This is a genomic window from Sporosarcina psychrophila, assembly GCF_001590685.1.
Lineage (GTDB): Bacteria > Bacillota > Bacilli > Bacillales_A > Planococcaceae > Sporosarcina > Sporosarcina psychrophila.
Genome location: NZ_CP014616.1, coordinates 3,502,655 through 3,520,795 on the forward strand (window position 1 = coordinate 3,502,655; position 18,141 = coordinate 3,520,795).

At 38.1% G+C, this 18,141-nt stretch carries 23 protein-coding genes; 6 read left to right on the top strand and 17 right to left on the bottom strand.

Annotated elements, in window-relative coordinates:
- Positions 1-720: 720 nt before the first annotated feature.
- Positions 721-1,008, bottom strand: coding sequence for an alpha/beta hydrolase (locus AZE41_RS23355; protein WP_231885700.1), 288 nt, complete (start codon positions 1,006-1,008; stop codon positions 721-723).
- On the bottom strand, positions 1,005-1,463 hold the full coding sequence (locus AZE41_RS23360; protein WP_231885701.1) for an alpha/beta hydrolase: 459 nt from the start codon (positions 1,461-1,463) through the stop codon (positions 1,005-1,007). The genes AZE41_RS23355 and AZE41_RS23360 overlap by 4 nt, the downstream gene beginning before the upstream one ends.
- Positions 1,464-2,397: 934 nt before the next feature.
- Here AZE41_RS23360 and AZE41_RS16735 point away from each other — a divergent pair.
- Together AZE41_RS16735 and AZE41_RS16740 are read left to right on the top strand one after the other, a co-directional pair.
- Complete coding sequence (locus AZE41_RS16735) at positions 2,398-3,537, top strand: YibE/F family protein (RefSeq protein ID WP_067211804.1); 1,140 nt, start codon at positions 2,398-2,400, stop codon at positions 3,535-3,537.
- Positions 3,534-4,307 carry a YibE/F family protein gene (locus AZE41_RS16740; RefSeq protein ID WP_067211806.1) on the top strand — a complete coding sequence of 258 codons (774 nt, stop codon included), beginning with the start codon at positions 3,534-3,536 and terminating at the stop codon, positions 4,305-4,307. Before AZE41_RS16735 ends, AZE41_RS16740 begins: the two co-directional genes overlap by 4 nt.
- Positions 4,308-4,768: 461 nt before the next feature.
- Here AZE41_RS16740 and AZE41_RS16745 read toward each other — a convergent pair whose 3' ends face one another.
- The 6 genes from AZE41_RS16745 to AZE41_RS16770 all read right to left on the bottom strand — a co-directional run bounded on the left by AZE41_RS16745 (position 4,769) and on the right by AZE41_RS16770 (position 10,029).
- Positions 4,769-5,383: an MEDS domain-containing protein gene (locus tag AZE41_RS16745; RefSeq protein ID WP_335339506.1), complete on the bottom strand. Its 615-nt coding sequence runs from the start codon at positions 5,381-5,383 to the stop codon at positions 4,769-4,771.
- A gap of 791 nt (positions 5,384-6,174) precedes the next feature.
- Positions 6,175-6,825 (bottom strand): amino acid ABC transporter permease, encoded by a 651-nt coding sequence (locus AZE41_RS16750; RefSeq protein WP_067211810.1) that lies wholly within the window; start codon positions 6,823-6,825, stop codon positions 6,175-6,177.
- A 12-nt stretch (positions 6,826-6,837) separates the two neighbouring features.
- Complete coding sequence (locus tag AZE41_RS16755; RefSeq protein ID WP_067211812.1) at positions 6,838-7,491, bottom strand: amino acid ABC transporter permease; 654 nt, start codon at positions 7,489-7,491, stop codon at positions 6,838-6,840.
- Between the two features lie 102 nt (positions 7,492-7,593).
- Positions 7,594-8,412: a transporter substrate-binding domain-containing protein gene (locus AZE41_RS16760; RefSeq protein ID WP_067211814.1), complete on the bottom strand. Its 819-nt coding sequence runs from the start codon at positions 8,410-8,412 to the stop codon at positions 7,594-7,596.
- 22 nt (positions 8,413-8,434) lie between these two features.
- Entirely contained in the window at positions 8,435-9,163 is a 729-nt protein-coding gene (locus tag AZE41_RS16765) for an amino acid ABC transporter ATP-binding protein (RefSeq protein ID WP_067214032.1), read from the bottom strand.
- 281 nt (positions 9,164-9,444) lie between these two features.
- Positions 9,445-10,029 (bottom strand): phosphatidylglycerophosphatase A family protein, encoded by a 585-nt coding sequence (locus AZE41_RS16770; RefSeq protein ID WP_067211817.1) that lies wholly within the window; start codon positions 10,027-10,029, stop codon positions 9,445-9,447.
- Positions 10,030-10,139: 110 nt separating this feature from the next.
- Here AZE41_RS16770 and AZE41_RS16775 point away from each other — a divergent pair, with 110 nt between their 5' ends.
- From AZE41_RS16775 to AZE41_RS16785, 3 genes are all read left to right on the top strand, one after another.
- A complete protein-coding gene (locus AZE41_RS16775; RefSeq protein ID WP_082786660.1) occupies positions 10,140-10,862 on the top strand; it encodes an alpha/beta hydrolase in 723 nt (240 codons plus the stop codon).
- An 84-nt stretch (positions 10,863-10,946) separates the two neighbouring features.
- Positions 10,947-11,462, top strand: coding sequence for a YjcG family protein (locus tag AZE41_RS16780; protein ID WP_067211818.1), 516 nt, complete (start codon positions 10,947-10,949; stop codon positions 11,460-11,462).
- Positions 11,463-11,465: 3 nt separating this feature from the next.
- The gene (locus tag AZE41_RS16785; protein WP_067211821.1) at positions 11,466-11,897 is read left to right on the top strand and encodes a GNAT family N-acetyltransferase; all 432 of its coding nucleotides are present in this window, start codon (positions 11,466-11,468) and stop codon (positions 11,895-11,897) included.
- A 183-nt stretch (positions 11,898-12,080) separates the two neighbouring features.
- Here AZE41_RS16785 and AZE41_RS16790 read toward each other — a convergent pair whose 3' ends face one another.
- The 7 genes from AZE41_RS16790 to AZE41_RS16815 all read right to left on the bottom strand — a co-directional run bounded on the left by AZE41_RS16790 (position 12,081) and on the right by AZE41_RS16815 (position 15,191).
- The gene (locus tag AZE41_RS16790) at positions 12,081-12,380 is read right to left on the bottom strand and encodes a hypothetical protein (protein WP_067211822.1); all 300 of its coding nucleotides are present in this window, start codon (positions 12,378-12,380) and stop codon (positions 12,081-12,083) included.
- An 89-nt stretch (positions 12,381-12,469) separates the two neighbouring features.
- Positions 12,470-12,724, bottom strand: coding sequence for a stage VI sporulation protein F (locus AZE41_RS16795; RefSeq protein ID WP_067211824.1), 255 nt, complete (start codon positions 12,722-12,724; stop codon positions 12,470-12,472).
- Between the two features lie 17 nt (positions 12,725-12,741).
- Complete coding sequence (locus tag AZE41_RS22325; protein ID WP_082786662.1) at positions 12,742-12,894, bottom strand: YjcZ family sporulation protein; 153 nt, start codon at positions 12,892-12,894, stop codon at positions 12,742-12,744.
- Positions 12,895-12,961: 67 nt separating this feature from the next.
- A complete protein-coding gene (gene spoVAE / locus AZE41_RS16800; RefSeq protein ID WP_067211825.1) occupies positions 12,962-13,324 on the bottom strand; it encodes a stage V sporulation protein AE in 363 nt (120 codons plus the stop codon).
- Between the two features lie 9 nt (positions 13,325-13,333).
- The gene (locus AZE41_RS16805; protein WP_067211827.1) at positions 13,334-14,335 is read right to left on the bottom strand and encodes a beta-ketoacyl-[acyl-carrier-protein] synthase family protein; all 1,002 of its coding nucleotides are present in this window, start codon (positions 14,333-14,335) and stop codon (positions 13,334-13,336) included.
- Entirely contained in the window at positions 14,329-14,784 is a 456-nt protein-coding gene (gene spoVAC / locus AZE41_RS16810) for a stage V sporulation protein AC (protein ID WP_067211830.1), read from the bottom strand. Before spoVAC ends, AZE41_RS16805 begins: the two co-directional genes overlap by 7 nt.
- Positions 14,784-15,191, bottom strand: coding sequence for a hypothetical protein (locus AZE41_RS16815; RefSeq protein WP_156476079.1), 408 nt, complete (start codon positions 15,189-15,191; stop codon positions 14,784-14,786). Before AZE41_RS16815 ends, spoVAC begins: the two co-directional genes overlap by 1 nt.
- Before the next feature lie 114 nt (positions 15,192-15,305).
- Here AZE41_RS16815 and AZE41_RS16820 point away from each other — a divergent pair, with 114 nt between their 5' ends.
- Positions 15,306-15,827 (top strand): CotY/CotZ family spore coat protein, encoded by a 522-nt coding sequence (locus tag AZE41_RS16820; RefSeq protein WP_067211835.1) that lies wholly within the window; start codon positions 15,306-15,308, stop codon positions 15,825-15,827.
- A 208-nt stretch (positions 15,828-16,035) separates the two neighbouring features.
- On the opposite strand, the gene AZE41_RS16825 is transcribed toward AZE41_RS16820, so the two are convergent.
- On the bottom strand, positions 16,036-16,440 hold the full coding sequence (locus tag AZE41_RS16825) for a hypothetical protein (protein ID WP_197485333.1): 405 nt from the start codon (positions 16,438-16,440) through the stop codon (positions 16,036-16,038).
- Positions 16,441-16,702: 262 nt separating this feature from the next.
- On the bottom strand, positions 16,703-18,076 hold the full coding sequence (gene mgtE / locus AZE41_RS16830; RefSeq protein WP_231885702.1) for a magnesium transporter: 1,374 nt from the start codon (positions 18,074-18,076) through the stop codon (positions 16,703-16,705).
- Between the last annotated feature and the right edge of the window lie 65 nt (positions 18,077-18,141).

Genomic DNA, 18,141 nt, shown 5'->3' on the forward strand with positions numbered 1-18,141 from the left:
CCTCATTTCATCTCCTACGACACTTTGCTTTCTGTATGCATCAAATATACATTATTGAGTTAACGGGCTTTCTGGTGAACGTCAGGCCTGACTAACTGAATAGTTATGCAGATTGACCTCAACGGTGAGTAGATGAAAAACCCTCTCGAAAAGTCATGGGGGTCATTCGAATTTATCCATAATTAGCATGTGAATCCGTTTTTCTAAGTTACGACATTCCCGTAATGTCTAAACATATTTGGTAATGTGAAATATCATTCCCTACTCGGATTACGAGTAACATTTTCTAATAATAAAACTGTTGTAGTATAAAGATTTATTCAAAAAAGTAATACAGACCACCTGCTTACTTTCTTGTCCGCAATTTGTCCGCATAATTAATTTCCTGTACCAAACTTATTTTACTGAATTAATTTACCTGTTCACTAAAACCTTATTAAATCAAACTTATTTAACCTCAACTAATTCAGCTTAACCAGTTTAACTAAGGGATACAAAATCGACTAGGTAGGGGTCGCTGGTTCGAGCCCAGTCGGGACCATTGGGTGCCAAACCCGAAGAAAACCTTTAGGAACAAAGGTTTTTCCATAAAAAAGACGTTCAGGCCTTGTGCTTGGAGGTCTTTTTTTTATTGTTTTTTTAAATTGGGGGGAGTTGAATAAGGAAACAGCTTTACTCCTTCTTGAAGTAAAGCTACTGTTAGTTGAAGATTCATTAAAATTACCAAGTTAATTCATTTAAAAATGTAAGTATATCTTTGTTCACGTCATTTATATCCGTGCCTAATGTCATTAAATGTTTAGAGTTCGGGTACCCCTTCATTGTTTTTTGATTCGTCGCAACGCTTTGAAAAATTACCTCTGCACTTTCTTTATACAATGGCTCATCTAACTCACCATATAATATGCGAATTGGTGATGTTAAAAGTGCTAATTTATCCATCGTTATATCAATTAGCTGTTGGAACTCAACTAATGAATCGATAGAAATATTTTGAAGACGTTTCATTTCTCCATTTTTATTTGTTCTTCATTTTTTCCTTCCAGTTGTTTGTATCCTTTTGCATAATGAAAGACACGTTTTTGTAGAAAATTAGCTTCCCTATGTATTGGAACTGACATTGTCACAACACCATTTATCTCCAACTCTTGACCAACTTTTAATGCAAACACACCACCAAGAGAAAGACCAATCACAGCTATTTTTTCAAAACCTTTGTCCTTCAACAACTTGTAACCGTTTAGTACATCTTGCCACCAATCTGACGGTCTATGTGTGAGAAGTTCTTCTGCTGTTAAACCATGTCCACTGTATAATGGTGCGTAGCAAGAATAATTGTTCTTTTGCAAATACCTCCCTAACTTTTTCATATCAATCGTATTGCTTGTAAAAGGATGTAATAGTAAAACGGCTTTCTCTCCACCTTTATAGAAAAAAGGCTTAGGGGGTACTATTTTCATCATTATTTTGAATACCTCACTAACATATTCTCAGAATTTAATTAAATAACAGAACATCGAATTTTTATAATTCCTTTAAAGTATAACATCCATTCATTATTGAACTAAACTGACCGTTGGTACAATACTATTTTTCAGACTACATCTTGTATTACTCACTACTCATTTTAGCAACTTGTGTAACTACTGCTGTAGAAGGTTTTACACTAAAATTCTCTGACAAATTTAGGCCGAATAAAACCGGTATTGTTCCAATTATAGAGATTTTTATATAGGTTCTCCTAGCAATATCGCTCCTAGAATATAGCCACCAACAGGATTTAAAAGCAACCAATTATTTGCTATAATAGCGTCTTTTTTAAGCACGTAAAACAGTAAATAATAGACCTAACCTCAAACCCTTAAAACTTAATCCCCTTTGACTTAAGATACATTGCAATAATAGTTCTATTTCATTAGTGAATACAGTCTCTTCATTTTTTTCGGAACCCAATTAACTAATTGAATATCATTTTCATCCCGAGTAAATGATTTTCCTGATTCTTTTCTGGCAAGTGATTGAATACGCCGCATCCCTGAACTTTTTCTTTCATTCTCAGCAGGGATTTGTTCTGCGTCTTTATCTTATTTTGCCGTTCTCCAATTAATTCCTAACGTTTTTTGATTTTATTGGTAGTTAATGATTTTTGATTCCTCATTAATTTGATACAATTGACTTCAGACATCTTCAGCATTCCTTTCGACCTCCACTGCATTTGATTCTACACACTAAAGCAGAGAAATTTCGGGAGACAGGCAAGTCTTTTTTGTTGAAATTTAAGTTTAACGTTATGTACTTTTTTGTTTCATAACACTTTACTTTTATTTCTCACTATACAATTGTCCGCATACTTTTGTTATATGCGATAGACACTAACTATTAGTCGGAGGTTTTTCTTTGAATGTTGTCATAAACAAATTAAAAAAATTGCTACTCAAAAATATTGTTTTGTACAGCATTATAGCAGTTTGTTTTGTTGGTTCTATACTGTTTGTTCAATACAATTATTCTTTTTACGATCGACCAATTGCTAAAATTATCGAGACCAATCTCGAAGATTCAGTTCAAGTTGTTGATATGCATAACAATCGCGACCAGTTGTTCACACAGCAAATCATCGCCGAGGTTAAAAATGGACAAGAAAAAGGACAACAAATCCATATAACGAACGAGTATTCAACTTCTGGTGCTTATGACCATGCATATCGTGTAGGAAACGATTTGTTTGTTTCAATTGATGAGCAAACAAAGGCATCAGGCGATTTAACCGGAAGTATAAAAGATATTAAACGTGATAAATACATTGTTATGATCATGTGGGTATTTATATTTGTTTTACTTCTAATTGGGAAAAAACAAGGATTTTTTTCGATCGTCAGTTTAGCAGTCAATGCCCTCTTATTATCTTTTGCACTAGATGTTTATGTAAACAATTCATCTATCAGTTTACTTTGGATATGCGGGATAACCGTTATTTTATTTACCGTCACCTCTTTGTTACTCGTGAACGGTTTTAACGAAAAAGCATATGCTGCGATTGTCGCAACACTTTTAGGAACATTTATCTCCTTACTGATTGCTTATCTGGTCATATGGATCACTGCAGGAAGCGGGTTACGATATGAGGAGATGAGCTTTCTGACACGCCCTTATGAAATGGTATTCATGGCTGGTCTCTTCGTCGGTTCTTTAGGTGCAGTGATGGATGTCGCCATTACAATGTCTTCCTCTATATTCGGGCTTTACGAGAAAGACAATCATATATCGACAAAAGCATTGAAGAAATCCGGTTTAGAAATTGGAAAAGACATTATGGGTACCATGACTAACATTTTGTTCTTTGCGTACATTAGCGGATCCATACCAGTCCTTATTTTATATATAAAAAACCACACTTCACTGTCATTTGCCCTTTCTATGAACCTTTCTTTGGAATTGGCACGAGCGTTGGCTGGTGGTATTGGAATTGTATTAGCAATTCCAATCGGTTTATACACTTCTATCTTCTTTGTAAATCGAAAGAGGCATAAATTATGAATGTATTGGTGTGGCTAGCAGCCATTTTGTTTATATTGATGATCGTCATTGGCGGAAAAAAAGGAGCACGGTCCTTCATTTCCTTATTCTTAAACTTTGGTGTCATCCTTCTTATCACATTGATCATGGCAGATCCGAATGCAAACCCAATTATCCTGACGATTATTGGGTGCACGATCATTAGTTGTATTAACCTTTTTTTCATCAATAAAGTGAACAGTAAAACAAAAACTGCATTCCTTTCTACTGCCATCACAATTGTTATTTTATTGATTTTTATCAATCAAGTCACGAAATTAACGATGATTCAAGGGTTTGGCGAAGAAGAAATCGATGAATTGACCATATTTTCTCTTTATATTGGTGTAGATTTTGTTAAAATTGCAGCTTCAGTCATTATTATGAGTACAATCGGAGCTATTACGGACGTAGCCATTTCGATTACTTCCCCTATGCTTGAGATATTTAACCAACATCCAACCATTAGTAGAAGAGACTTATTCAAATCTGGGATAAACATTGGAAAGGATATTCTAGGGTCAAATACAAATACGTTGTTTTTTGCCTTTTTTGGGGGTTATATGGCATTGCTTTTGTGGTTTAAAGACTTATCTTATTCTATAGGGGAAATCGTAAATTCAAAGATTTTCGGTAGTGAAATGATTACAATATTTAGTGCAGGTATTGGTATCGCACTGATTGTACCAATTGCTTCCTGGATTAATGCATATTATTTAGTGAGGACAAGGGAAAAAAAGAAAGTTAAATAGGAACCTGACTAGCAAAGTCCAGATGCAACCCTTTACGAGGAAGGATTTCGATCTGGCAATCATCAGTATTTGAAATGCGATTGCCTATTGGCTAACTAAAATCGACCAACTAAATGTCCACAGTATGATAAAGTACGTTCTACCCCTTGATAATCTAGGGGATACAAAATCGACATGGAGAGGACTGGATTGATTCCAGTCGGGACTATATCGTTAACCCCTTGTGCATAAGGGGTTACAGAGTAACACAACCCTTTATTGGGTTGTGTTTTTTATTATTAGTAATCATTGAATGACAAGTTTTTATTGGTTATTTTTTTAAATAAAAAAAGATGACCCGTCTAATGATTAACGATAGGTCGCCTTTAATTTTACAAGCCTTCAGTTCAAAAACAACCGTCAATAAATGATTTCCTGCTGTTAAACTAATACGAACGCGCCTGTTTGTTAAATAATAAATATCATTTTACTACATTGGATGGCTGGTATTCTTCCGAGACGATAAAATCATCTTCCAGTAGAACATAAGGATGTGTTTCCATCAAACTCGTCTTGAGGTAGTCGGGCATTTTATTTCCTTCGTATGCACAAATCAATGGAAACGACAGCAGATTTACAGCTTCGTCTACTATTACCTCTAAATCTTTTATAAGATGCAGTGGCTCTTCCATAGTAGCCCACTCGACATGTGCCCATGCTCGGAAAGAGATTTTATTTTCAACATAGGGCTGAATTGTCTTACTGAAGTAATCAGCGATTGAAGGTGGATGATAACTGCCACTTGACCAATAGAATTCGAGGCTATTTACATAGTGTATGAATTCCATTTGATCTTTCGTTAAACGTGTACTTAGTTCTTTGCGAATAATAGGATAAAGACGAGAATTCTCAATGAGAATCACGTAATCTCCTGCTGCAATACCATCTTGTACATAACTCAAAACCTGTATAATGTAATTTTCAATCCCATTATACTTATATAGTACATGAAGGTGACCATTCTTTTCGTCCTCAAACAACTGATTCATTTTGCTTTTCATTTCTCTTTTTGCAATACCATTTGAAATTTCAACCACAGTAACTACCTCCTTTATTATTAATTCGACATAGAATCCGATAATTCCTTCTTTATACAGACAGGTAAGCTTTTGAGGTTATCCTCCAAATTCCCCCCATTCACTCCGTACGTGCGGCTGTCACCGCATACAGCGTACCAAGTAGTTCGATTCAATTTAAATCATCAACCCTTATTATTATGATTAAAAAAGAACAGTGGCTCGTTATCCTATTATAACTTTTATCCATTACACTATTCTTCCATTTCACCTCTATCGAAATCATCACATGCTGCACTAGGTGGCATCCTGGACCATGGTTCAAATCGCAGTCAAACAAAGACGCTTTGTCCTCAATCGCATGGATGTTGTCCAAAAACGAATTGAGTTATTACATTTCGAGTAAAGATTGGTGAAGTGATTTTAAAACGGTTCAGATTCTATATGCTCGGTATAACACTGTTATGATCGGGCGCAAACCTTGTATGCTCGGTCTGACACAGATATGATCGGGTGCAAACCTTGTATGCTCGGTCTGACACAGATATGATCGGGTGCAATCCTTGTATGCTCGGTCTGACACAGATATGATCGGGTGCAAACCTTGTATGCTCGGTCTGACACAGATATGATCGGGTGCAAACCTTATATGATCGGGCGCAAACCTTATATGCACGGTTTGACACGGATATGATCGATCGCAAACCTTATATGCTCGCTCTGACATGGATATATTATCAGTCGCTAATTCCTCAAACAAAAAATCCCTTCGCGTATAACAGCGAAGGGATTTTTATTTATAAAGAAATCATTTAAGTAGTTTTCAATTCTAGTCTTCGTGCAATTAAAGATAAAGCGTAATTGACAACGAAGTACATAAGTGCGATTAAAATGAAGATTGGAATCACATAGCTTTGCTGTTGTGCTTGAATAATTTTTGCGTGATGGAGCAGTTCCGGAAGTGCAATGACTACTGCCAGCGATGTATCTTTTAGAAGTGAAATAAATTGACTGACAAGGTTTGGTACCATTCTTCTGAGAGCTTGTGGCAAAATCACCGTTCTCAATGCTTGAACGTATGTAAGTCCTGAAGAACGTGCAGCTTCCATTTGTCCTTTTTCAATAGAATTCAATCCACCCCGAACAATTTCAGCGAGCATGGCTGATTCAAAAACAGTCAATGCCACAATAGCAGAAACAGTAATACTTAAATTAATACCCATCTCTGGAAGTGCAAAATAAGTAAACAATATAATAAGTAGTAGCGGTAAGTTTCGGATTGTTTCTACAACTGCCGCTAATATTTTTGAAAGGATAGGTATTTTAGCAAACCGTAATGTTCCGATTGCCCCGCCAATAATAAAGCTAAAAATAATTGAAATCAAGGCAACTTTTAACGTAACATAAAAGCCTTCCATTAAAAACTTAAGATTATCTGGACTAAATGCACCTGAAAAATCCATTATGACACCTCCTTAATGGCTATTAGCAAGACGTTTTTCAAGGTATGATACGCCGAAGCTTAATGGAATGGTAATGATTAAATAAAATAGAGCGACAAATATGTACACATCAAAGACTACATAAGTCTTGGCTGATATGAGATCTGCCTGATACATTAGTTCGGTACCGGCAATAAGCGCCAATATAGATGAGTTTTTCACTAAATTAATAAATTGGTTACCAATAGGAGGTACTACAATTTTTATTGCTTGAGGTAAAATAACCATTCTCATTGTTTGGCCATATTTTAAACCTGATGACCTTGCAGCTTCCATCTGCCCTGTGGGAACTGACAATATTCCAGAACGAATTGCTTCCGCAATAAAAGCAGACGTATAAATGGTTAATCCAATCGTTCCGGCAGTAAAACCTGAGAGTTGCAGCCCTAAGCTTGGTGTTGCAATATAAAAGAAAAAAACAATTACAAGCAGTGGAATATTTCGGAAAAACTCAACATATGCGATGGCTATCCATCGAAGAGGTGCAATCGGTACAATTCTCATAACTGCTACGATAGCACCGATAAAAAAGCTCCCTATTAACGCAATAAAACTAATCAATAACGTGACTTTAAATCCATTCCAATACATATCGAAATAGTTTATTAGAATTGAGAAATCCAGCATCTTTCCACCTCACTTAATTCAATTAGGATGGGCATTAATTGCCCATCCTGACTGATCAAACTATTTAATGTAACCATACATCTTCAATATAGAAACACTATTTTATTTCAACAAACCTTCAAACCAACTGTCATAAATAGTATCAAAGTCCCCACTCGATTTTAGTGATTCTAGCGAAGTGTTAAGTGAATCTACAAATTCTTTTTCCCCTTTTTTTACAGCAATTCCATAAGGCTCTTCTGTAAATTGTTCCCCGACTATTTCAAAAGAATCATCTTCAGAAGCCATTCCTGCAAGGATTGAATCATCAGTTGTTAAAACTTCACCTTTTCCAGCTTTAAGTGCTGTAAAAGCTTCTGCGTAGTTTTCAAACTCTAAGACGGGTGCATCTGGAGCTGCTTCCCGTATATTATCAGTAGACGTAGACCCTTTTACAGCAATTACAGTTGTATCCTTTGTAAGATCGTCAATACTTTGAATAGGACTTCCCTTTTTCACGAGTAGGGATTGGCCTGCATTGAAGTAAATTTCTGAGAAATCAACTTCTTTTTTACGTTCCTCTGAAACTGTCATTGTCGCGATAATTGCATCGATATCGCCTTTATTTAATAATGGGATTCTTGTTTTTGACGTTACTTCTACAAATTCAATTTTAGTTTCATCGCCAAGAATATCTTTTGCTAATTGTTTTGCAATATCGATATCAAAACCTTCAACGTCGCCTGTAGAAGGATTTTTTAAACCAAATAATTTCGTATCATATTTTACTCCGAAAATGATTTTATCACGTTTTTTAATTGTTTCGAGCACGTTTTCCTCTTTACTACCTGCTTTGTCGTCCCCTGAATTACAAGCTGCCAAAAGCATAACCGACATAAGCGCAGTTATCGTTAATAAAAGAAACTTTTTTGTCTTAAACATAAACACATCTCCCCTTTTGTTTTTAATGATTTAATATACGGCTAAGAAAGACTTTCGCCCGTTCTTCTTTCGGGTTTTCGAAAAACTCAACCGGAACTGCCTCTTCTAAAATTTTGCCTTGATCTATGAAAACAATTCGGTCTCCAACTTCTTTAGCAAATCCCATTTCGTGTGTAACGACAACCATCGTCATACCTTCTTTTGCAAGCGTTTTCATTACATCCAACACTTCACCGACCATTTCCGGATCGAGCGCAGATGTAGGCTCATCAAAAAGCATGATATCGGGTTTCATAGCAAGTTCTCTCGCAATGGCAACACGTTGCTGTTGTCCCCCCGATAATTGAGATGGATAGGATGAAGCTTTGTCAGGAATCCCTACCTTTTCTAGGTAATACATCGCAGTCTTTTTTGCCTCTTCTGCTGACTGCTTCAAGACATTGATCGGTGCCAATGTAATATTTTGCAGAACTGTTTTATGAGGATATAGATTAAAGTGTTGGAATACCATTCCAATATTTCGTCTCAATTTGTTAATATCTGTTTTCTTGTCATTGACTGCGATATCATTAACGGTAAGAATGCCGTTTGTAATTGTCTCAAGTCTGTTTATACATCTAAGCAATGTACTCTTACCAGAACCTGATGGACCAATAATAACTACAACCTCTCCATCATTCATCGTGAGGTTAATATCATTCAATACATGAAAATCCCCATAATATTTGTTAACTTGTTCAAATGAAATCATGTCATTCTCCTTTCTAACAACCTCGAACACTATAACAACCAAGTTCGTTGAATGTTTTTCTTTTTCTAAATAATCATGCTTGTATGCCATTCTATCTACTGACATTTTAATTGTCAACTTAATTTATAAAAAGTATATATATTTAATAGAGATATAGTATGTAATTATGTATTTTAAAGCATTCATATTCTTCCAAATATAAATAGTTTACTTCAACTTAAAGCAAAAAAAAATGCCCGAATGGATGGTTAATATCCTTTCGGGCAATCATATAGAAGAAACTAAATTTGTGCACCTTTCACTTTCGTTTCAGGCATCGTTTCCTCAGGTGTAATATCTTCAAACGTTTCGCCCGCTTCTTGAAGATCGCGAGTTCTATGTGCGATTCTTGAAGCTGCACAAGCAGCAACACTGGCAACGAGATCGTCTAAAAATGTATGAATAGCTTGACCTTTTTTCGTGTCTAGTTCGTTAATGATGCCCATTTTATTTTTATCGAGATGACCAAATGTTGTTACTGCAATGGAACCATATGTAAACACGGCACCCAGTGCTATTGTTTCATCAACCCCGAATAGACCTTCGTCAGACTCAACGATTTGTTGTAATGGGGCGGACAGTTTTCCCTGTTCTGCCAGTTCATCTAATTCAATTCCCACAAGGATCGCATGCTGAAGTTCCCGTTTTCGAAGGACACCTTCGATAGATTCAATGCAGTGGGCCATTGTAAGACCATTATTATACGGATATTGTAGTTCATAGACGATTTCAGCGATTGCTTCCAACGTCACACCGCGCCGTTTCAAAGCCGCTTTCGTTGCTTCAGTCACAACTTTTGAATGTACAATTTTTGTATCATCATGCATTCCTGCCAACCCCTTTTATAGTTAGTATATAAACAGAACACAACTATTATACCTGACCTTAACGATATGATACAATTTCAATATACACGCAATTTGAGGAGGCAACCAGAGTGAAATACGGAAAAATAGAAGATATATCAATTTACAGTAAAGCACTTGATGAGGAAATGCAGTTGCTCATTCATTTGCCCCACAACTTTTCACCTCTCTATAAATATTCAGTGCTGATTGCATCTGATGGGAAAGATTATTTTCAGTTCGGCCGTATAGGACGGGTCGTTGACGAATTAATTGACGCCGAAGAAATTGAAAACGTCATTGTAGTTGGTGTTCCTTATAAGAGTGTCAAAGAACGCAGGCGCATGTATCATCCCGATGGGGACCGACGTGAAGCCTACACCCGCTTCCTTGCTCATGAACTTGTTCCGTATATCGACGACAATTATCCAACATATCAGATTGGGGCAGGCAGGGCTCTTATCGGCGATTCCTTAGCGGCGACGATTTCTCTTCTAACTGCATCGAAGTATCCCAATATATTCGGGAAAGTGATTCTGCATTCCCCTTATGTCAATGATTTTGTGCTTGAAAAAGTGGAAGCTTCACAAGATCCTTCCCGTTTCTCGATTTATCATGTAATTGGAAAGGAAGAAACCCAAGTAAATACGCAAGTTGATGGTGTTCAAGACTTCCTTACGCCAAACAGAACATTAAACGAATTACTTGAAAGAAAAGGCTTCCCTTATTTCTATGATGAATTCAATGGAGACCATACCTGGAAGCATTGGCAACCCGATGTCCGCCGCGCCATTCAAATGGTTTTTGGTCACTAATTCAGACAAAACGGACATATTTTCAAGTATTCTGCTATAATCAAATTTATAAAGCTAAAACAATTATTCTAGGAGGTTTTTATTATGAAATACGGTGTCGTTGCTTTCCCATCAAAGAAACTTCAGGACTTGGCAAACGCTTACAGAAAGAGATATGATCCGCATTATGCACAAATCACGCCGCATTTGACGGTTAAAGGTGTATTCGAAGCGAACGATCAAGAAATTGAAGAAGTTGCAAAGGCAATTAAAGAAGTAACTAAAAAACACACTCCATTTGAATTAAACGTGTCAAAAGTGGGCACATTCGCTCCTATCACAAATACAATTTATTTTAAGGCTACCCTTAACGATGAATTAGCTGCTTTGCATAAAGACCTGAACAACGATTTCTTTGGTGAAAAACCTGAGTTTGCATTCGTTCCCCACGTGACGATTGCTCAAAAACTTTCTTCTGGCGAACACGATGATATCATTGGTCAACTGAAAATGATTGGTGTCGATCATACTGAAACAATTGATCGTTTGCACCTTACTTATCAACTTGAAGACGGCTCATGGACGGTATATGAAACATTCCGCCTTGACGAGGATAACTGAAAATTGTTTGAAGTAAGATTCGCAACTTCTGACCTTGAACAAGAAGATGCATTTTCTGTCAGAAGAAAAGTGTTCGTGGAAGAACAAGGTGTGCCACTTGACCTTGAACTAGATCATTTCGATAAAACTGCAGCACATTTCGTCGTCTATTCATCAGAATCTCCAATCGGCGCAGGCCGTATCAGGGAAATCAACGACGGAATCGGAAAAGTTGAACGTGTCTGCATTTTAGGGGAATTTCGCGGGAAACATCTCGGAAACCTTATCATGCATGCACTTGAAGAACATGCTAAAACAACGGGTATGAACAAGATTATTTTAAATGCACAATCATATGCTGTCCCTTTCTATGAAAAATTAGGCTATGTCATTACTTCACCCGAATTTATGGATGCGGATATCCCGCATCGCGCAATGGAAAAAAGGATGATATGAAAAGCCTAAGTACGCCGTGTCCTACGGCAATGGCTACGTGACCCCACATCCAGTGGGCCTCCTAGCAGTTGGCACCTGGAGCTAGACACCTACCTAAGTAGAAAAACTTATTCTTTCTTTTTTAAAATAAAAAAGGTTCGCATTGCTTTATAACAGCAATGCGAACCTTTTTCTTATTATCAGTTAGACATAAGCATTTATCGCGATACCTTTCCCTACTACTCTGGCGATCACCGGTGATAGATTAACTGGATTGGGACGGACAAATCCTTGATATGCCAAAGGTGCTGCTACAATGGGTTTTTCCTCTTCTTCCTCCCTTTCCCGTTCTTGATGCGAGGACTCTTTAAATTCATCCGAAAAGTCTGAATTTAACTTAACTTTGTTCACCCGATCAATATAAGCAAAATTATAAGCTTCCATACTCAATCGATTTGCATATATTTGAGATTGGATTGGTTGAATTGGTAAAATATAACCCATCGTTAACACCTCCATTTTTGCTAGTACTATTACTATATCCAGAAGTTAGTATTATTAAACCTATTATTCTGCTTTTTTATTAATTTATTTTATTGTCGGCCAAGCATATCTTGAATATCACTAATATTAACCGCTTTGCCATTCTTGACGATAGAATTAACAAGCTCATCTTCCGTCTGTTGAGGTACTTCTTTTTTGGCGAGCCTTCCGACTTTCCGTATAATTTTCCTCACTTGCCGTTCATCACTGAAATCTGCATATTGAATTGCATTTGCAAGTGCAAAAACTTCTTCCATCGGGACGCCTGTTTTTGATTCGATTTTCCGGAAAAATGAATCATTCATCTGTTATCTCCCCCTTTTTATACGCAAAAAGTGCGGCCTACAATGATAAGCAAGATGAATAGAACCACAATCAGGCAAAATGTTGAACCGCCGCCTTTTTCATTTTCATAACCGCCACAACCTCCGCCGCCGTATCCGCCGCCACCGAAAGAATTACATCCTCCAAACATAATAATACCCCCTTCCTTTCTTCGTATCCTATGCAGACACGAGAAGAAGGAAGAGGGCGCATGACTATTAAACCTTTCCTTTCGATTTAAAAATAACAGATGCAATGAATCCAAATAGGATCGCTGAACTAATTCCTGAACTAGTCACTTCAAACATGCCTGTCATAACACCAATCAGTCCATGTTTTTCAGCTTCTGCCATTGCACCATGGGTTAGGGCATTACCGAAAGAAGTAATTGGTATCGTTGCTCCTGCTCCAGCAAAATCGATAAACGGCTCATACAGACCCACCCCGTCCAACACTGAACCTGCAACAACCAAAATGCACAATGTATGTGCCGGTGTCAGTTTTGCTACGTCAAACAACAGCTGCCCCACAACGCAAATGAGACCACCTACAATAAATGCTGTAATGAAAATCGAAACCATAATCCACACTCATTTCATTGTTAATTCGATTGCATGCGCAATGCACGGAATCGTATCACCTTGTTGAAATGATAACGGAGATAATAGCGCGCCCGTCGCAATTAGAAGGACCCGTTTATATTCACCCGTACTCATTTTATCAATTATTTCCGCGAAGAAAACGGAGGCAGAACAACCTGCACCACTTGCCCCGGATAAAAATGATGCGTCAGCACCGTAAAATTCTTTACCTGCATCCCGGAAATTTTTAGTCACGTCAATTCCTTGATTGCTCGCAAGTTTTTTGTATAACTCAAAACCAGTTTTCCCAAGATCTCCTGTCATGATTACATCATAGTCTTTCACGTCTTTATTGTGACCTTTTAAATGGCGGGTAAGCGTATCTGCCGCTGCCGGTGCCATCGCCGCCCCCATATTCAGTGGATCTGTCATTCCGAGATCTATTGCGCATCCGATTGTTCCGCACTCTATAGAAGGAAACCCTTTTTTATAAGGTGCGACAGCTGCTACCCCCGCCGCTGTGACAGTCCATTGAGATGTCTCAGGCTTTTGTGAACCGTACTCATTCGGATAGCGGAATTGTCTTTCAACTGCATTATGCTGACTAGATGCTCCAGCAATAGCGCAAGTGGACATGCCCGTTTCTGTCAGCAATGCAGCCATTAAAAGCGAAGATACTGACGTTGCACAAGCTGAAAATAGGCCCATATAGGGAATTCCAACCGTTGTAGCCGCAAAATTTGAGGGTGTCATCTGGTTAATAAGATCGCCAATTAACAGGAAATCGGCGTCGCTTGGTACAGAATCCACTTTACTTAAGGCAATCATGCACGCATCTTCCATCATTTTTGCATGACCATGCTCATTTGTTTTCATTTCACAGCGCTCATCCTCGTAAACTTTATCAAATTTATCGACGAATAGACTTTTCTTTTCCAAAGGTCCAACTGTAACACCTGTTGCCACAATGGATGGGGTCGTTTTGAATGTCAGCAGGCCGCGCGCTACCATGATACGACACCAAATTTCACAAGTATCGTCTTAATGAGTGCAACAACAAATGCCGAAAAAACGCCGAAGAGAATGACTGAACCCGCTAGTTTGAACATGTTGCCGCCAACTCCAAGAACATACCCTTCCGTCTTGTGTTCAATTGCAGCAGAAATGACAGCATTGCCGAAACCTGTAATTGGAACCGCACTCCCCGCTCCTCCAAATTGGGCAATTTTCTTATACAATCCAAAACCCGTTAACAGCATCGCAAAAAATATCATCGTTGCAACAGTCGGGTTACTAGCCGTCCGTTCCGTGAAATCAAAATAAGTCATATAAAATAGCGACACAAATTGGCCTACCAAACAAATAGTGCCTCCCGTCAGAAATGCAAAAATGATATTCCGCATCAATGGTGTTTTAGGGGAAATTTCTTTCTCTAACTTCGCATATTTTTTTTCGTCCATCATGTCTCTTCCTTTATAAGCGATTTCAATTTTTCAATCTTTTTTCCCTGATCCTTTTTGTCATCCAAATCAATGAGCTTGTTCGTTTCCATCCATATTTTACTGTCTGCTGAAACGGTAACGTCCAACTCTGGGTAGCTATTTTCTAATTTTTTCTTGAGCTCCTTTTCAATCTTTTCTTTTTTGAAGCGCGAAAAAGTTGTAAGCGTAACGCCAGTTAGCAAGTCATTTTCATGAAAAACAGTGACCGCTGATGTGAGACGTTTGTCATTTATCAATACTTCTTCGGCTTTCGCATGATCCTCACTGGAATTGTTGTCAATCCGGAATCCGCTACCTGAACAGCCGGATAGTAAGACAACTGCGAAAAACACAAGGCTAAATTTACGGATACGCGTCCCCTCCATTTTTATACAGTATGCCTTTTCATACTAAACTTTATTCATTATTCACCTAAGCGCCCTAACACTATGAACTTTGCCGCATAAAGTATAAAGAATTGAGAAATGGAGGTGGAATTAATGGGATGTGGAAGAAATGAAGAAGATAATGAAAGAAAGCACCAAGATGACTGTGTATGTGAGGTTGTCAGGTTCATCAAACGTTTACAGGATGCTGGAACAGACGATGACTGTGTAGAATGTGAAACAGATTGTTTCATGGCTCCGCTTGGTAGCATATCCAGCCCTGCACGTAACCGTGTTAATACACGCGTTTTCATGCTATTGACGAAGAATGGTGATCCGTTCAAAGCAATGTTCCGTCCGGAAAGCCGAAGACATTACCTACACAATTGCTTCTCTACTTTTTTCAGAGTCCAAAACGTCTTTGACGGCTGCTGCGCAACATTGCAAGTACTAGCACCGTTAGACAGTAACAATAATCCGGTGGACATTATTAAAAACGGCAAGCTAGATCTTGAAGAACTTTGTAAAGTTACAAGGTTTGGTGCGACAGATTCATGCATCACAGTAGACTTGACTTGTTTCTGTGGAATCCAATGTATCAAAGATACGTATATCGACTTTTGCGACGTAGATTAATTAATACCCTGCAATGCCCAAACACCCCAACAGTTTCAATCTGTTGGGGTGTTTTAATTTTTCTTCATCATTGTAAAAAGGCAGAACGGAGAGATTCCCCATCCTGCCTTTTTACAATAATAAGAAAGTATAGTTTTTTCACATGGAGCAGTGTCTAGACTCCATCTCCTAGCCCTTGAGTCCTTAAATTAAAGGCACCTCCGTTTTCTTATTTAATTTCATCAAACGGCTTACCACGCCATAATACTTCTTCAATCTTCCCCATTTCCACGGCTATTATTTCATGATTGACACCTTCCAGATCAATCCATACTGTTTCTTCTTCAATCTTCTCAATCGTTCCAGATAGTGTTTCTTCCTCTAGAACAAATTGAAGTGGCTGATAAGCTTGGCGACGGAACGAATTACTTAAGTAAATAATTTTACGTTGAATGCCCGGATTCACTGGCACGACTTCGGTAACACTTATCTGTTCCTCATTTTCCACCACCAATTCCTCTTCATTGTTCAGTAAAAATACTGACGTGCTCTCCTCCACTATAATCGCAACTTTAATAAAGACTGGTGGCCCGTCAACAAACAATAACGGTTTATTTTGATAAATGTTAAGCACATCCTTTTTAACACAGTATATGCGCCCATTTTACGGATGTTCATAAAAAAAGCGCACGACGCTGATTAGCCCCGACAGGCGTAGATGAAAAGGAAGGTAGTCTAAATTCGCGACGTCCTGTCGCAGCGACTACTTACCTGTATCCTTGCAGGCACGAGGATGCGTAACTACAGAGCCCCTACAGCAAACCGTCTTATGACCCATGGGGCTGGCGTCTGGAGTCTAGACATCCACCCAAATAAAAAAGGTTTTCACCAGTGATTTAAAGATCACTGATGAAAACCGTTGCAAGACCAAGATAAATAATAACGCTAATAACATCATTTAATGTTGTGATGAAAGGACCGGACGCAACTGCAGGGTCGATTTTCAACTTATGCATAAGCAATGGGATGAATGATCCTGAAATCGTTGCGACAAAAATTGAGACAAAAATGGCAGCACCTACTAATAGACCAATTACGAATTCATTCTTCCAAACGTAAATTAGACCAACTACAAATAGTGCACAGATAAAACCAGTCATTAATCCTGTTCCGGCTTCACGGATAAGTAGCTTGAATTTACTTTCGTCCTCAACATCTCCTGTCGCAATACCGCGCACTGCGACAGCAAGTGCTTGCGTTCCACTATTCCCTGCAGTACCCGCAATAAGAGGAATGAATGCAGCTAGAAGTGCCACTTTCGAAATTGTTTCTGTAAATAAGTCTATTAAATTAGCAGTAAGCATTCCGAGTACTAATAAAATAAGCAACCATGGAAGTCTTTTTTTCATAGCTGAGAATGAGTTTTTATCGAATGTATCCATATTGGAAACCCCAGCAAGTTTGGAGTAGTCATCTGATGCTTCTTCATCGAGTACATCGATAATATCATCGACTGTAATAATCCCAAGTATATGCTGTTGGAAGTCGACAACCGGGACGGCAAGGAAATTATAGTCCTTGATCATCTTGGCAACATCTTCCTGATCTTCTGAAACGAGAACACTTACGACTCGTTCACTCATTATAGAACTAATCAGTGTATCTTCATGTGCAATGATCAAATCGCGTAGCGATATAACACCTGTCAGGCGATTATTATCGTCAACGACAAATATATAATAAATTGTTTCTGCCTTCGGTGCTTCATTGCGCAAAATTGTCATCGCAGAACGGACTGTCGAATTCTGTGGGATTGTAACAAATTCCGTTGTCATGATCGACCCGGCCGTATATTCTTCATAATGAAGTAATGCTTTGATCTCAGCAGCGGCTTCTTTATTCATTAGCGTCAAATAGCTGACAACTTGTGATTTGTCGAGTTCATTCAGGACATCTACCGCGTTATCGACAAACATGAACGAAATCATGTCTGCTGCATACGTCGTGTCCATCTCCTGAAGGAACTGTTTGTATTCATCGTCGCTAATTTCACTCGTCTCAAATATTTCCGCAAGTTCTTTTGGTGATAAGTATTGATAGATGATTTCCCGGAGTTCCGGTTCGATTTTCTCGTAAAATATCGCTCTGTCATACGGATGAAGGCGTAGGTACTCATTTCGGAAAGATTTAATGTTGTGCTGGATAAGTGTCTCTTTCAACTTCTCTTCATCGAAAATAATTTCTTCTTTATGCTCTTCTTTTATGTTCACAGCTACACCTTCCTTTCTACTTCTATCGTGGATTAATAAAGTGAATAAGGGTATTATATACGAAT

What these genes read in the sequence shown, in the direction of transcription:
- AZE41_RS16750 (WP_067211810.1), bottom strand. Translation starts at nt 6,825, where the DNA reads ATGGATTTTTCAGGTGCATTTAGTCCAGATAATCTTAAGTTTTTAATG.
- AZE41_RS16805 (WP_067211827.1), bottom strand. Translation starts at nt 14,335, where the DNA reads ATGGTAGCGCGCGGCCTGCTGACATTCAAAACGACCCCATCCATTGTG.
- AZE41_RS16770 (WP_067211817.1), bottom strand. Translation starts at nt 10,029, where the DNA reads ATGCATGATGATACAAAAATTGTACATTCAAAAGTTGTGACTGAAGCA.
- AZE41_RS16760 (WP_067211814.1), bottom strand. Translation starts at nt 8,412, where the DNA reads ATGTTTAAGACAAAAAAGTTTCTTTTATTAACGATAACTGCGCTTATG.
- AZE41_RS16755 (WP_067211812.1), bottom strand. Translation starts at nt 7,491, where the DNA reads ATGCTGGATTTCTCAATTCTAATAAACTATTTCGATATGTATTGGAAT.
- AZE41_RS16740 (WP_067211806.1), top strand. Translation starts at nt 3,534, where the DNA reads ATGAATGTATTGGTGTGGCTAGCAGCCATTTTGTTTATATTGATGATC.
- AZE41_RS23360 (WP_231885701.1), bottom strand. Translation starts at nt 1,463, where the DNA reads ATGATGAAAATAGTACCCCCTAAGCCTTTTTTCTATAAAGGTGGAGAG.
- AZE41_RS23355 (WP_231885700.1), bottom strand. Translation starts at nt 1,008, where the DNA reads ATGAAACGTCTTCAAAATATTTCTATCGATTCATTAGTTGAGTTCCAA.
- AZE41_RS22325 (WP_082786662.1), bottom strand. Translation starts at nt 12,894, where the DNA reads ATGTTTGGAGGATGTAATTCTTTCGGTGGCGGCGGATACGGCGGCGGA.
- AZE41_RS16780 (WP_067211818.1), top strand. Translation starts at nt 10,947, where the DNA reads ATGAAATACGGTGTCGTTGCTTTCCCATCAAAGAAACTTCAGGACTTG.
- AZE41_RS16795 (WP_067211824.1), bottom strand. Translation starts at nt 12,724, where the DNA reads ATGAATGATTCATTTTTCCGGAAAATCGAATCAAAAACAGGCGTCCCG.
- AZE41_RS16790 (WP_067211822.1), bottom strand. Translation starts at nt 12,380, where the DNA reads ATGGGTTATATTTTACCAATTCAACCAATCCAATCTCAAATATATGCA.
- AZE41_RS16815 (WP_156476079.1), bottom strand. Translation starts at nt 15,191, where the DNA reads ATGGAGGGGACGCGTATCCGTAAATTTAGCCTTGTGTTTTTCGCAGTT.
- AZE41_RS16765 (WP_067214032.1), bottom strand. Translation starts at nt 9,163, where the DNA reads ATGATTTCATTTGAACAAGTTAACAAATATTATGGGGATTTTCATGTA.
- spoVAE (WP_067211825.1), bottom strand. Translation starts at nt 13,324, where the DNA reads ATGGTTTCGATTTTCATTACAGCATTTATTGTAGGTGGTCTCATTTGC.
- AZE41_RS16820 (WP_067211835.1), top strand. Translation starts at nt 15,306, where the DNA reads ATGGGATGTGGAAGAAATGAAGAAGATAATGAAAGAAAGCACCAAGAT.
- spoVAC (WP_067211830.1), bottom strand. Translation starts at nt 14,784, where the DNA reads ATGGACGAAAAAAAATATGCGAAGTTAGAGAAAGAAATTTCCCCTAAA.